The following is a 13645-nucleotide window of genomic DNA, read 5'->3' on the forward strand; positions in this document are numbered from 1 at the left end:
CTCTGGAACTACTATTCTTCTGCATCCATGAGTTTTCTGTATTTGGAAAATATAGCGATGGCTTGCTTGTCGCCATTAATCAGGGTTTCATAAAAATTAATATCTGAAGCCCACTCAGCGAAAACCAATTTGCTTTCTGGCTTTGATTTTAAGGCGAGAAAGCAAAGTTTCCAATGGCGCGAAAGTCTGCTATCGACAATTTCGAAAAAGTCAGCTGCGACAGGGATGGGATATTCATCATGGGTTTCTGAACACAGATAGTACCAAGGTTGGTTATCCCGAAATTCTATTCCGTAGACAATGTATTCTTTTCCTATTTGCAGGTCTAATTCGCCATCAGGAAGTGATATGTGTTTTTTTAATCTTGAGACGGTTTCTGGATTTGGTGCTTGATTGAGGTTATTTAATATACATACGACCTTCATTTGATGGAATCTCCAAGCTCTGAGGAATGTGGTGGGATTGTCTTCAAGAACATAATGTATGAAAGGTGTTGAAAAGGGGGGGATTTATTTTCTTCAGCGAAAAATAAATTTTGGTTTGTTATGCTTCAAGCATAAAATCTTCGTTTTTTTTAATAAATTCCATCTTGTTTTTTGTTTTGAATTCCCCTAGGAATATCTCAGAATTTTTTAACGGGTTTCCTCTGTTATCGTACTTGATTGGTGCGTTGGTTAAAAATAAAAAAATATTCCAGTTTCTTTTTCAATTGCTATCTTGTTGAGCTTTACTATGTCGTTAAATACTTCAAGATGGCTACTATTAAACGCGTCGCTAAAGAATGCAAGCGTGGTTGCTAGATTTTTTGCCCCTTGATGGATTCATCTTCGTATTCGTCAATTAGCGTTCCCAAAATTTTATTGATTTTTTCAAATACTCCAGAATTGGGGAGGTCGGCGTATTGATCATTCGTCAATATTAGTTCAGCTAAATCACCTGGTTGAGCTTCGTCAATGTCTAGGCGTTGCATTGCAAGTGCGTTAAGGGGGGGGGGGCTGATATTGTTTTCAATTAATGCTCCTTGTTTAATAAATATTAACAATGAGTGAAAAGGGGGCTAGGAGTGAAAAGGGGACAGATTTGTTTTCTTTAACGAAAAATAAATCTGTCCCCATCTTTGGTTGGATGAGATGTTGGATGTGGATGCTTTTAATCTTCTTCATTCCATTCCGCATGGGTCTCAATGGCTATTTTTAGCCACGCGCTAAAGTCAGGATGTTCTCCGTGAAGCTCCCATCCCTCTGAAGCATATGCATGTATTATTAGCACTTTTGGATTGCCGGATAAATCATCGCCGTCAAAGCAAGCAATATCATCATTCGCATTGAATTTGGCGAAAGGAACTAGAGTGCGGTTTGGGTAAAGGTTTTTTAGCGTGTTGTGCCAGTAATTTATTTTTCCCTCTTGATATATTAGTAACCACCAAGGTTCAATGTCCGGTTCAGGTTCCGTAGTCGCGAATTCTATGAATGTACTAGGGAAATTGTAGTTTTTCAGGTGTTCAATGCTGAGAAAAATTTTCATTTTGCCTGTTGGTTTTGAAATGCGGAAAAGGGGACAGGGGACAGGGGCAGATTTATTTTTTTCAGTAAAAAATGAATCTATCCACGTTGTTTTGTGGTTTTGATAGTCCCTTTTAGCTTTCTAGTGGTTGCTCTAGATAATAGTTAAATTTTTCCTCCCATCCGAAATTCACATCCTGTTGCTTTGTACGTTCAAAAATACTAATTATTTTATTGTACGAATCTCCCATGTTTTTTTGAGAGTATTCAGGGTTTTTCCATATTAAATTTACTGGGCGCTCCACGTCGGTGCTGAGTAGGTCCCATAAGGCGTTGAGATTGTTCCCATAAAAATCTGTCACCGCAAAAGCAATGGCTATTTTTTTATGGAACTCTTGCTCTGATGAAATGGTTAAGCCATCAAGTACAATTATCATTTTAAGACTCACTTTCAGGTTCCAATAGAGCTAACGGTTTCGTAGTGGTCGCTGGTTGTATAAAGAAGTCCATCGTTTGAATGAATTAGTCTTGTTCTTAGTGAAAAAAGGGGACGGGTTTATGTTTTTTAACGGAAAATAAATCTGTCCCCTTTAAATTGTTGTTAGGTTGATTCGGCTTTGGTCAGCAAGTTATTGAGTTCAGGTTCGATTTCTTCATGGGGGGTGTTTTTTATAACCTCTTTGATAAAAGGCACATACTTTTTTTCTATAGGGGCTTCTGCCCAGTCGAGTTCGTATATTGCAATTGTTTTTACATCTTTGTAATTCGATTCGGAAAGTAAAAGTTTCAGTATTTCTATTGAGCGTTCAGTACGGTCCTCACCCAATGAGACCGCGCAACGTTGTTGCCAATATTCTGGCTTGGAAAGTATCTCTGTTGTTAAGCGGTCCCATTGTTGTTTTGTAAAATCTATCAGGACTGTTTTTGCAACAATCTCCGTGGTGTATTCTGTCCAATTTGAATCTTCTGAATCACCAATCCAGGCACAAAATTTTTCATAAATCTCATCTTTTTCAAAGTTTCTCATGGAGTCGCTCCTGTTGGGTATGATGGAGTAACTGCGCCGTTTTCTTTGATAACCTACCATTCAACGCCATCAACAATTTTTGTGTGTTCGGTGACGAGAGCTCCAGGTTCATTTCTTAAGATTTTTCCAGGCTCTGCTGCTACTTCATCAGTAACTTTCAGTATTTTTGCGTCACTCCAACTCTTAGGTGCGAAGGTATGGTTGAAAAGGGGGCAGATTTATTTTCTTCAAATAATAAATCTGTCCCCTTTGGATTTCACTTTGGATTTTTTGCTTTTTCTTTTTTCGATTTTGTGGTTATAGCGGATATTCACAGCACCATGGTGTAGTGAAAAGCTCTGGATCGATATCGAGTTTTTCAAGTAGAGCGTTGATCTCATCCTCGGAGTTCATGGTTTCTATTTTTTCGATAGTAATATCGCCGTCATCTATGCCGTCGCTTGTTTCAAGTGTTTCGGTAGGAATTGTAAATATTACAATCGCGTATCGGAAGCTTTTTGAATGGTGGATGAATTCGTAATATTGGTTTGGGTCGTTGGTGAAGGAGTACTTGTAAATGGCATAAACTGAAATCCATTTTCTTAATGATGGTTCATCGGATTTTAGCTCTTGCGCAATGTTGTCGTAGCCTGTCCCGTCAAGCCCATACCATACACTTCGTGGGATATATTTTTGCGCTGTCATTTTTGCCCATCGAACGGATTCGGCCAATAAATTCGGATGACTTTTCCATCTTTTTAGTGAAAAGGGGACAGATATATTTTTTGAAAAGGGGACAGATTTATTCTTCGCTAAAGAAAATAAATCTGTCACCTTTGAGTTGTCCCCTTTGAGTTTTTGAGTTTGCAGCGACTTTGCAGTGGCGTTGATGTAGACGTTGTAGGTGAACGCGCGCGTCGCACCTTCGATCCCTCAGGGGCAGAGTTATTTGAATTGGTGAAGAATAAATCTGCCCCTTTTTGTTTTTTGATTTTTATGATTTTATTTGTTCGAAACTGCTTGCGATTACTATTAATACTGGTTTTTGGTACCAGGCACAGAGAAAAGAATAGCTTTTTGAATCTTGTTCCAAATCATCCTGATCCAGATTTTCTAGAAATTCTGATTTTTGCATCGAGATCTCCGCAATTTCCTCGCCTTCTGCGCCAATACTTTGAAACGCAATAAGGTTCTCAAATATAAGCGTCCAGCTATCTTCTTTCCAATCTTTAAAATCTATTGAAAGTTTTCCCGGAAGGCTTGTTATTTTTTGTATCGTGCCGTCAGTGATGGAAAAATCGTTCATTTTACTGTCCTGGGTGTTTTTCACCAGGCAGGAAGCCAGTTCCATGCCCAGGTTGGTAGTTGTCAGGCTTGGCTTTCTCTACCAAACCTTGTTTTTTAGCTTGATTCCAAGTCACGTTAGAAGGTTTCAACTCAATATGATAATGCTCACCATGGTGTCTTGCATTGAAAGGTCCTGCATCTCCAGGATGGCTTTCATATCTTATGCGTGTATCTGCGTTCGGTTCCCAAAGCATTCGCTGCGTTCCGTGCTGAGTCTGCGATACCTTCGGTTGAACTCCTAGCGCTTGAGTCAGTTCATTCGGGTCACTAGGGAAGTGTGTATAGGGCGTTGGAGGTGTCGGAGCCCCATCCTTTGTTGCTGCATTACTGTGATCATCGGGTTGTTGGCCCGGCTGACAGTTTGTTCCTCCCGGACACGTATTTAACCCCAACGGATCCACCCACCCCGTAGGGTTAGGCACGTACTGGTAGTTATTCAACCCACCCGCAAGCTTGATCGGATCCGGAGTCAGAAAACGCCCAGTCCCCGGATTGTAGTAGCGATGACGGTTGTAGTGTAGGCCCGTCTCTGCATCGAAATACTGACCCTGGAAGCGCAACGGGTTATCGATTTCGCTAACGTCCAGCGCGGCAAGGTTGCCGTATGCGCGGTACTTCGCGGACCACATGATCTCGCCACTGTAGTCGGTGAGCTCCTGCGGTGTGCCGAGATGGTCGAGCTGGTAGTAGAACGGCGTTGCCTTGCGCGGGCCTTCGCCGTCGAGCATGGCCAGCGGGCGGAAGCTGCCGGGTTCGTAGATATAAGTGCGATAACGATTGTCACCGCTTTCGGCAATCAGACGTTCGCCTTGCCACAAGAATTCGGTGGTATGGCCATCGACAGTTTTCTCGATGCGACGACCGAAAGCGTCGTACTTGTAGGACGCGGTGCTGCCACCCGGCAGGCTCGCGCCGATCAGTCGATGCTGGGAGTCGTAGCGGTATTCAGTGACGAGTTTCTGGCCAGCGCCACGGCGTTCGCGAATCAGGTTGCCAAAGGCGTCGTAGTCGTAGTGGCGGTCGCCCTGCATCAGCAGACGGTTGCCTTTGACGTTGGCGAGGTTGGCTGTGCCTTCGTTGTTCTGGCCGAGCAGGTTACCGGCCGGATCATGAGCAAAGCTTTCCGGTGTCGAGCCACGAACGCTGATCAAGCGATCAAGCGGGTCGTAGTGGTAGCTGCGGCTACCTTTGCGGCTGTCGTCGATACCGGCGAGGTTGCCGTTTGCGTCGTAGTTGTAGCGGCGCTGGAACAGGTTTTTGTCGCGTTGGCTGACACTGTGAGCCTGCAAGCGGCCCTGTTCGTCATATTGATACTGGCTGAGCAGCAGGCCCTGCTGGCGCTGCTGTTCGCGACCACCGCTGAACTGGTGAGACGTCAGGCGCGAGCCGTTGAGATCGATGCCGCTGAGCAGGCCGCCGGGTTGATGGCGGTAATCGAGTTTGCTGCCATCGGGCAAGCGACAATGCTTGAGCTGGCCGACGCTGTCGTACTCATAGCGCAAGGTGCCCCAGCCTTGGTGTTCGGTGACGAGGCGATCTTGCAGGTCGTATTCGTAGGCGAGCGGCCAGTGTCCGTCGTCGACGTTGACCAGGCGGCCGAGGGCGTCGTAGCTGTAGTGAATTTCTTCGCCATCGGGAAGAGTTTTCACCAGAAGCCTGCCTGCGGCATCGCGTTGGTATTCAGTCACCAACTCGCTGCCGTCATCGCCGAATTCGGTTTTCTTCAGCAACTGGCCATTGAGGTCGTATTCGTACGCAGTGCGACGACCGTCGAAGCCGGTTTCCTGCTGGATCAGGCCATTCGGGAAGTAGTCGAGGTTGTAGTGCTCGCCGCGCTCGTTTTCGATTTCGGTCAGCAGCAGGCGCGAGTTGTCGTAGCGATAGCGCAGCTGGCTGCCGTCAGGATTGATGCGACGGCTGACAAGGTGCAGGTTGTCGGCATATTCGTAACGGGTGACGCGGCCGAGTTCGTCGCGTTCGGCAGTCACGCGCCCATATGGGTTATAGGTGTAAGCGCGAGTGGCTCCGCCTGGCAGGGTGATTTGCGAGAGACGGTTAGCGGCATCCCACTGATACTGGGTAATCTGGCCGGACTCATCTTGGCGCGTGATTTGCCGGCCGAGTGCGTCGTAGCGATATTTACGCTTACCGCCGTCGGGGAGGCGCTCCTCCAACAATTGGCCAAGGTTGTTCCAGCCCAATTGATGACGGCCACCGTCGGCGTAACTGATTTCCAGCAGTCGTCCCCGGTTGTCGTAGCTGTAGTGGGTCGTGTTGCCATCTGGATCAGTCTGCTGCGTTACATCGCCCTGGTTGTTGCGTTGGTACTTCCAAGTGGCTTTTCCGCGACTGACCTTGCTCACGAATCCATGGCTGTACTCATAGCCGGTGGGTTCGTCTTCTGGTGGAATAACCGCAATCAGTCGCCCGGTTTCGTTGTAATGGAATTCAGTAATTGCACCTAAAGGATCTTGCTCTGCGACCAAACGACCCTTGTCATCATAGGCTTTGAGATTTTCAGCACCGTCAGGGTCAACTTTGGCGACTAGTCGTGCTTTGTCATCGTGGGTGTAGACCTCTTCACTGCCGTCCGCATTGGTGACAGTAACACTACCTTTATCATCCCAAGCGTAGTGCGTGTCCATTTGCGAAAAGTTAGCCCAGTGATGGATGCACCTGGCAGATTTACCTTCCTTTTCCCATTCCCAGTAAAAGATGGCACCACCAGCAAGGCGTCGTTCTAGGATGACGTTCTGAGCGTTGTATGCGTAGTGCTCCGTTTCACCTGCTGCGTTTTTTGCCGCGATCAGTCGATGTTCTGAGTCGTAGCTATAAGCAACTATGGTCTGGATTGTGCTCCATGCATCTTCCAGATTGTCTGCTGGGATGAATTGCTGATATTCGATGGCTACGATGTGTTTGCGGTCATACCGCAGTAGCAACGCACGACCTGCACCGTTATCGACTCGCTTGATGCGGCCATGGATATCGCGAGTGATATGCAGCCTGTTGCCATACGCGTCGCTGACAGCAATCAGTGTTGCGCCGGTACGGTTGTAGCGGAAATGATAAAACTGGGAGCGTTCGCCAGCCTGAGCAAGGATGATCTCAGAGGGATCATCACCAATAAAAATTGCAGCTTCAGAAAGGCTGTTTGTTATTGCTGGACGTTGCAGGCTCGGCAGCGGGAATGTGATAACTCGATTTTCGTGGTCAGTCCAGACTACTTCATCATTGTTGACGTCAACCCGTTGTGCCAGCGCATGACTCCAGCCATAGCCAAGGCCACAATCGATTTCTGCTGCGCTAGTGCGATAAAGACGAGTCCAGGAAAATGGAAAAATACCATTCAGTTCCCCATCAGTCAGTGTCAGCAGTTCTTCTCCGGTCACCATCGAAACCGGGCAACCATTCGTGCATGTGTTTTTAGCGCAAGTTGCACTTTTTTCGTCAGGCGTCTTGGATTGTGCAGGCGCGTCGTGATGGGCTTTTGGTGCTTCGACGGTTGTCACTCGCTTACCGTCGAAACGCAACTCCGAGACGCCGTTTCTCACCTTCGCCGTCACCCCACGTGCCGCAACGGCAGTGTATTTGGCAACGTACTCCATAAAGCCATTGATGATCTTGAATAGCGACTTCACGAAGCTGGTGACAGCGTTGATGACAAGCTCACCGTACTTCTTCAGTCGGGCGGCGAGGTAGATAACCCCTGTGCCTTCAGCTGCAATCGTCAGTACCACGCCAATCACGATGTCGATCGCGATGCCGACGACAATGGCCGTGGTCATCTTCGCAACGTCGCCGGCCATCTTCATTGGCGGCAAGCCTGCCAGCCAGATCACGGCACTGCGTACCAGCAGGAACAAAGCGGCTTCGTCGCTGGCCAGCAACATGGCTTTTTTCATGATGTCTGGCGAGCTTTTGGCGACGTTGATCAGGTCCTGGACGCCGGCACCGAGATCATTCGCAAACTTCTTGGGGTCTTGCAGAATGTCGAGCACCAGACTGATGCCATCCCACACGCCTTTGATGGCTTCCCAGCCACCTTCAAGAATGCCGTTGCCGATCGCCATCGCAGTGCCCGAAGCCGACAGGTTCGACCACTGTGGTTTGAACCCGGCCCACTCCTTGCGCAGGAAACCTTCGAGCTCCGCTGTCACGCCGCTGTAGGAGCTGAACAGAGCGTCGATCTGCGCGGGTGTCACTTCGTTGTGAACCCGGATTTTGTAGAACTTGCCGGGAATCCCACCGGTCCAGCTGGCTTTGCCTTGTTGATCGAGTTTGACCTTGCTGACTGCTCCACCTTCCACAGCGACGATCTCGACTTCGATATCGCCTACAGGAATGTCATAAACCGATTCGAACTTGCTCTCGATCAGCAGCGGTCCCTTCAACGGGCACTGGGCCACGTTCGAAGTGAAGTCGCCGTCGGTCATGCTCACCGACTTGCTGGTATCACCTACCTTGATCACTCGCTCCATGCCCAGCAGGGAAGGGAGATCAGCCGCCCGGCTGGCTTTGTCGGCGACGCTGGCGTACCAGGTTTTGGTCTGTTCCTGATACAGCTTCAGACTGTCCTTGAAGGTGTTCAGTTGGTTGTCAACAAAGGCAACGCGATCCATCAGCCTTGCTCCAGAATCAGGTGGTTTAACAGTGCTTCTTTAAGGTTGTCCGGAGCATCCGGGCGACGCACGAAACGGGTGATTTTCAGTTTCAGGTTGTTCTCGGGCCATGCGCTGTAGAGGTCCGGGCGTGCTTCTTCGAGCCATTGCATCAAGTTGGCGACCAGCGTCGTGTGATCCTCTTTCGCCAACTGATCCAGCAACTTCTTCGGCACCTCCCACCACGGCCAATCCTTCGCCTTCGGCACCACCCTCGGCCCGACTTCCAGGCTCCGACCATTGATCAGATACCGCTCAAACACCGGCAACACTTCCCCAGCCTTCTCACCCAACCCTTCAAGAATCGGATAGATATGCCGTCCATCCCAGAACCGGAAAAACACTTCGGTCCCGTCTGGCATCTTCACCTGGGTCAAACTGCGCAGATGTTCGAAAACTTCGTTGGGCTCCGAGCGGGAGACCGCCAGCCAGCCCCAGTCGAGGGCGTCGGTTTCGGTGATCCAGGGCAGGAAGGCCGAGTTGGCCTTGAGTTCGGCGACGTAAGGCATCACCGGTTGCCAGGTGGAGTAGGGCGTTCCGCCCCAGACGGGAATGGCCTGGACGGACGGTTCGCTCTGATACAAGGCTTTGAGCGCTTCGGCATCACTGGCGGCGCTGATGACCAGATACAGACGCTCATCTTTTTGCAGCGGCTGTTGCGCCAGCCAGTCTTTGGGTGTCAGTCGATTAGATGGCACAGGCACCTGCCTTGCATTTTTCGCACTCTTCGCAGAACGGCGCATTACGTTTGAGGGTGTTGATTTGCGCCGGGGTCAGTACGGCGCCAGCCTTGTCGGCATCTGCCTGCTTCAGTACGCCCGGCATCAACGGGGCTGCACCGGTGCCGCTGCCCGGTCCTCCGCCGGAGTTGATGTTGATCGCCGGCCCGCTCATGGTCACGCCGCCGCCATCGATCTTGATGAAGCTGCCACCGCCGACCAGCGTCAGCTCAGCCCCAGCCTCCAGCACCACCTTCATCCCGCTGCTCAGGTGAATTTCCTGCCCCGCGTCGATGAATTGCCCGGTGCCGATCTTGATGTGCTGGTTCACGCCCACGGTCAGGTGGTCGTTGGCGCGTGCTTCGACTTTGCGGTCTTCGTAAACCGTGTGGTGTTCTTCGGCCTTGAATTCCGTGTAGCTGTTTTTTTCCACGACGTCGTGGCGTTCGTTGCCGACGCGGATTTTCTGGTCGTGTTCGATGTTCTCGTCCCAGTCGCGCTGGGCGTGGAGGAAGATCTGCTCCTGGCCTTTCTTGTCTTCGATGCGCAGTTCGTTGAAGCCGCCGCCACCCATCGAGCTCAGGGTCTTGAAGGTGGTGCGGGTCTTGTTCGCCGGCAGGGCGTACGGGACGGTGTTTTCCTTGTGGTACAGGCAGCCGCTGATCAGCGGCTGGTCGGGGTCGCCTTCGAGGAAGGTCACCAGCACTTCCATGCCGATGCGCGGGATGGCGATGCCGCCGTACTGGGCGCCGGCCCAGGCGCTGGAGACGCGCAGCCAGCAGCTGGTCTTGTCGTCGGCCTGACCGTCGCGATCCCAGTGGAACTGGACTTTGACGCGGCCATATTCGTCGCAGTGGATTTCTTCGCCTTTCGGGCCGGTGACCACGGCGCTCTGGCTGCCGAGGATGCGCGGTTTCGGGTGGCGCAGGGGCGGGCGGTTCGGCACGTCCCACGGGGTGGCCTGGAAGCGGTTGCGGTAGCCCTGATGGAAATCGTCTTTCAGCGCGGTGGTGTCGCTGGTGACCGATTCTTCCAGCACCTGCGGCTGCTTGCCTTCGTGATGGACTTCGGTGAGCAGCCACAGGTCATTCCACTTGGCTTTCGGGTGTTCTTTGAGTGCGAGGAAATGGCCGCTGACCAGCAGCGGCTGATCACTCTTGCCTTCGGCGAGCTGGAAGTCGCTGCGGTGGCGTTCGAGGGCGCGTTTGGCCAGGTGCTTGCCGCGTTCGCGGTCGATGAAACGGCCCGGGTAATCGTAGTCCTCGAGGTCGGGCAGGGCGTCGCCGCGGTTTTCGCTTTCCAGCGTCAGGCGCGGTTTTTCGAAGTCGTAGTCGCGGCGGGTGGTGCGGCTGGTACGGGTTTCCAGGCGCAGGTCGAAGCGTTTGATCACCGGCTTGCTGGCGACCATGCCGGAGTCCTGCTGATAGGCCACCGGCGCCAGTTTCTTGAACACCGTCTGGTCATCGCCGAACACCAGTTTGTGGCCCGTGGCGCTGTGCTGGAAGTGGTAGTGAATGCCCTCTTCTTCGCACAGGCGCTGGATGAAATGCAGGTCCGATTCGTCGTATTGCACGCAGTAAATGCGGTCGGGGTAGATCGAACCGGTCTGGAAGGCGTAGGCGTTGCCCTGGATGCCGTGTTCTTCGAGGACCTTGCCGATGATTTTCGGCACGCTGAGGTTCTGGAAGATCCGCTGGTTGATCCGGTGCGCCAGGTACGCCAGTTGCGGGCGCAGGGTCACGGAATAGCGCGTCAGGCGCTTGCCGGAATCGCCTTGCGCGGCGCGGTAGATCAGGCCGTGGATGCCGCTGCCGTCGGGCGACAGCTGCAGGAAGGCCGGTTTGTGCAGCAGGGTTTCGAGGTCCAGCGACGGCTGCTCACTGACCAGCTCCACCTCGAACACAAAAGGCTGGCTGATGGCTTCCCGACCGGTGAGGGTAAACACCTGAAAGTCGGCGGAAAGACCTTCGATGGTCAGGGCAAAGTGGGTTTCATTGGCCGGCGCGAACATCCCTTGTTCCTCGTGCTGCATACGGCGTGTGTCGACGACCGCCAGGCGGTTCAACGCACGCGAAATTCTGGAGGGGCGTAAACAACATCGACCAGCAGAGCTGGCCGATGCTTGTAACGATCAGCCGTAATTAAACGACTGGAGCACGCCAGTCATCGGAACCCGAAGTACCGGATACTTCGTGGGTCCAGGTGATTTTGCGGTAGGTGAACTGCACTTCTTCCAGGTGGGTGAAGTGGGCGTTCGATGGATCCTGGCAGTTGTGCATCTTGTTGTTGATGGCGACGATGATCGCGTCTTCCAGTTTGGTGGTGTAGTAGTGCTCTTGGGTGCCTTGAGCCGAAGTGCGGTACCACTGGATAACGATTTCGCTCATGCGCTCGCCGGAGGTCAGAGCAGCTTGCAGCAGTGGCGAAGCCTTGTCGTAGACCTTGGTGATGATCACTGGCTTGTGAACGCGCTGACCGGTTGGCTGACCGGATTGCGGGTCACGCGGGATGATCACGTCGTGGCTGAACGCCTGAACCATGACCTGGTCTTCGTGACCTTCCTGGTAGGTGTTGCCAACGGAGTCGGCGGTGAAAGCGCCGGCAGTGATCAGGCCTTGTTTTTCGCCGGTAACCGACATGTACGCTGGTGTTGCCATGGGAGGTGCTCCTTGCGGATAAAGTTAGGGTGCCCGGGAGGCGAAATCGCCCGGTGGGTGGCTGACTGTTATCAAGGAGCGTGCCAGCTTTTGCCACGTCCCCGGGAGCCGGGGACTTGACCGCTCTGGCTCGCGGGTTTGAGCGTTTTTTGATCAGCCAGGTAGCTCAAAGTGCGCAAGAAGTTGCGCAGTACTGCGCAACTTCTTGCGCACTTGGCTGGAGGCCTTTAAACACATGGCCTCCAGCGGAATCGGTGAGCATTTTTACGAAACAAGTGCGCAACTTCTTGCGCAGTATGGCCAATCGCCGCTTTTCACGCGGATCGGGCAATTGCAGTGAGGCATTCCTCAATCGAACGTTGCTGGGTTTCGGCATACAGGCCCAACTCATCAATGGTCGAACGCCCCAACGCTAACTCGAACGCCTGTCGATTGGAGTGCTCGCCATAGTGCGCCTGCGCCGCGTCCCCCAGGTTCGACTGAAAAATCCCCGCTGCACTCACCGGCAGGAAATCTTCGTACACCAGCGGTTCGGCTTTCACATAGCCGTCGCGTAATAACCCTTGCAGCGAAACATCAGCGGGACGACTTCCTTTGCCTGTCAGGAAATAACGGAAATACGCCAATTCCTGCTCGCGCATGCCCTCAAGGCTGTCAGGGAACTCGCTGAAATGCTGAGCCATCAGCGCGTTGTAGCGTGAGGCATTGGCTTCGTTGGGGAAATCGCCCAGTTCATCGCGCGCCGCGTTCAGCAGTCGGTCGTACAACGCTCGCCCCTTGGGTGTCAGCGCCGCGCCCCGTTGTTCAATTTCACCGAAGCGGGCGCTGTGGCTGCCGCGGGTTTGCGTCTGGTCGGTGAAGGCAATCGGTTCGTCCAGCGCCTTGAAACTGGTCTGACGCAACAGGATCGGATGCTGCCGGCGCGGCGGGCCTTCGATCACCGCTTTGGGCGTGATGCCGTGCAGCGGCATCTGCGCCTGGACGATGTCGATGTCCAGTGTGCGCGGGGTCAGGTGGTTGATGTGCGGGCCCTTGAACGCGACGACATCGGCGATCAGGCGATGCTGGGCGCTCAGCGTCTGGTATTGCGCGGCGGTGACGGTGGCGCTGTGGTGCCAGCGAAAAGTCTCCAGCGCTTGCAGGACAAATTCCCCTGCCTCGGAATCATTCAGGCCGCCAGCAGATTCAGCCTGTTCGATCAGCCTTAGCGCCGATGGCGTAAAGATCGAACGCTTATCCAGCACCGATTGCGCGAAGGCCCGCAGCTCGGGGTCTTCAATCAATTCCAGTCGCAACAACGAAGTGAACACCCGGAACGGGCTGACCTGCAGCGCATCTTCATGCACCGCCCGGAACGCCGTTGAATGCACCGGCACCCCGGCAGGGGTCAGGTCGTAATAGCCCACCGGTTGCATGCCCATCACCGCAAACAGGCGGGCGAGGGTGGCCAGTTCGGTGGCGGTGCCGACGCGGATGGCGCCGTGGCGCTCCATGTCCAGCCGTTCGATTTCGCCGGTGCTGTGCAGTTGACTGGCGACTTGCGGCTCGCGTGCCAGCACGTCGCGGTTGGTCTGTTCCACCAGTTCCATCAATGCGCCGTACAGCGGCACTTCTTCGCGGTACATGTCGGACATCGCTTTGGAGAAGCGTTGGCGGATCAGGTCGGGGCTGACGAAAGGCTGCACGGTCATGAAAAAAATTCCTGGCACGGTCACGTAAAGGATGTCGGAAAAGATCGCAGCCTTCGCCGACG

The 13645-nt window shown here is 52.7% G+C and carries 12 protein-coding genes; all 12 read right to left on the reverse strand.

Annotation, left to right across the window (positions count from 1 at the left end; genetic code table 11):
* Positions 1-11 precede the first annotated feature (11 nt).
* The 12 genes from ACEN93_RS27490 to hglS all read right to left on the reverse strand — a co-directional run bounded on the left by ACEN93_RS27490 (position 12) and on the right by hglS (position 13583).
* Positions 12-425, reverse strand: a complete 414-nt coding sequence (locus tag ACEN93_RS27490; protein WP_495610751.1) for a hypothetical protein — start codon at positions 423-425, stop codon at positions 12-14.
* Between the two features lie 371 nt (positions 426-796).
* Entirely contained in the window at positions 797-970 is a 174-nt protein-coding gene (locus ACEN93_RS27495; protein WP_495610752.1) for a hypothetical protein, read from the reverse strand.
* Between the two features lie 179 nt (positions 971-1149).
* Complete coding sequence (locus tag ACEN93_RS27500) at positions 1150-1524, reverse strand: hypothetical protein (protein ID WP_414881491.1); 375 nt, start codon at positions 1522-1524, stop codon at positions 1150-1152.
* Between the two features lie 112 nt (positions 1525-1636).
* Positions 1637-1951 carry a barstar family protein gene (locus ACEN93_RS27505; protein ID WP_495610753.1) on the reverse strand — a complete coding sequence of 105 codons (315 nt, stop codon included), beginning with the start codon at positions 1949-1951 and terminating at the stop codon, positions 1637-1639.
* 152 nt (positions 1952-2103) lie between these two features.
* On the reverse strand, positions 2104-2529 hold the full coding sequence (locus ACEN93_RS27510; RefSeq protein ID WP_414881493.1) for a HEAT repeat domain-containing protein: 426 nt from the start codon (positions 2527-2529) through the stop codon (positions 2104-2106).
* 297 nt (positions 2530-2826) lie between these two features.
* Entirely contained in the window at positions 2827-3342 is a 516-nt protein-coding gene (locus tag ACEN93_RS27515) for a hypothetical protein (RefSeq protein ID WP_495610754.1), read from the reverse strand.
* Positions 3343-3502: 160 nt separating this feature from the next.
* Positions 3503-3814, reverse strand: coding sequence for a hypothetical protein (locus ACEN93_RS27520; RefSeq protein WP_414881169.1), 312 nt, complete (start codon positions 3812-3814; stop codon positions 3503-3505).
* A 1-nt stretch (position 3815) separates the two neighbouring features.
* Positions 3816-8477, reverse strand: a complete 4662-nt coding sequence (locus ACEN93_RS27525) for an RHS repeat-associated core domain-containing protein (protein WP_495610755.1) — start codon at positions 8475-8477, stop codon at positions 3816-3818.
* Positions 8477-9214 (reverse strand): DUF4123 domain-containing protein, encoded by a 738-nt coding sequence (locus ACEN93_RS27530; RefSeq protein WP_495610756.1) that lies wholly within the window; start codon positions 9212-9214, stop codon positions 8477-8479. Before ACEN93_RS27530 ends, ACEN93_RS27525 begins: the two co-directional genes overlap by 1 nt.
* Positions 9204-11246 carry a type VI secretion system Vgr family protein gene (locus tag ACEN93_RS27535; protein ID WP_495610757.1) on the reverse strand — a complete coding sequence of 681 codons (2043 nt, stop codon included), beginning with the start codon at positions 11244-11246 and terminating at the stop codon, positions 9204-9206. The genes ACEN93_RS27530 and ACEN93_RS27535 overlap by 11 nt, the downstream gene beginning before the upstream one ends.
* 130 nt (positions 11247-11376) lie before the next feature.
* The gene (locus ACEN93_RS27540; RefSeq protein ID WP_039767797.1) at positions 11377-11892 is read right to left on the reverse strand and encodes an Hcp family type VI secretion system effector; all 516 of its coding nucleotides are present in this window, start codon (positions 11890-11892) and stop codon (positions 11377-11379) included.
* A 314-nt stretch (positions 11893-12206) separates the two neighbouring features.
* The gene (hglS, locus tag ACEN93_RS27545) at positions 12207-13583 is read right to left on the reverse strand and encodes a 2-oxoadipate dioxygenase/decarboxylase HglS (RefSeq protein ID WP_495610758.1); all 1377 of its coding nucleotides are present in this window, start codon (positions 13581-13583) and stop codon (positions 12207-12209) included.
* Positions 13584-13645 lie beyond the last annotated feature (62 nt).

Source organism: Pseudomonas sp. Pseusp21 (assembly GCF_059492145.1).

Coding starts and splice junctions, on each gene's coding strand:
- ACEN93_RS27490 (WP_495610751.1), bottom strand. CDS start 425: ATGAAGGTCGTATGTATATTAAATAACCTCAATCAAGCACCAAATCCA.
- ACEN93_RS27495 (WP_495610752.1), bottom strand. CDS start 970: ATGCAACGCCTAGACATTGACGAAGCTCAACCAGGTGATTTAGCTGAA.
- ACEN93_RS27500 (WP_414881491.1), bottom strand. CDS start 1,524: ATGAAAATTTTTCTCAGCATTGAACACCTGAAAAACTACAATTTCCCT.
- ACEN93_RS27510 (WP_414881493.1), bottom strand. CDS start 2,529: ATGAGAAACTTTGAAAAAGATGAGATTTATGAAAAATTTTGTGCCTGG.
- ACEN93_RS27520 (WP_414881169.1), bottom strand. CDS start 3,814: ATGAACGATTTTTCCATCACTGACGGCACGATACAAAAAATAACAAGC.
- ACEN93_RS27525 (WP_495610755.1), bottom strand. CDS start 8,477: ATGGATCGCGTTGCCTTTGTTGACAACCAACTGAACACCTTCAAGGAC.
- ACEN93_RS27535 (WP_495610757.1), bottom strand. CDS start 11,246: ATGTTCGCGCCGGCCAATGAAACCCACTTTGCCCTGACCATCGAAGGT.
- ACEN93_RS27540 (WP_039767797.1), bottom strand. CDS start 11,892: ATGGCAACACCAGCGTACATGTCGGTTACCGGCGAAAAACAAGGCCTG.
- hglS (WP_495610758.1), bottom strand. CDS start 13,583: ATGACCGTGCAGCCTTTCGTCAGCCCCGACCTGATCCGCCAACGCTTC.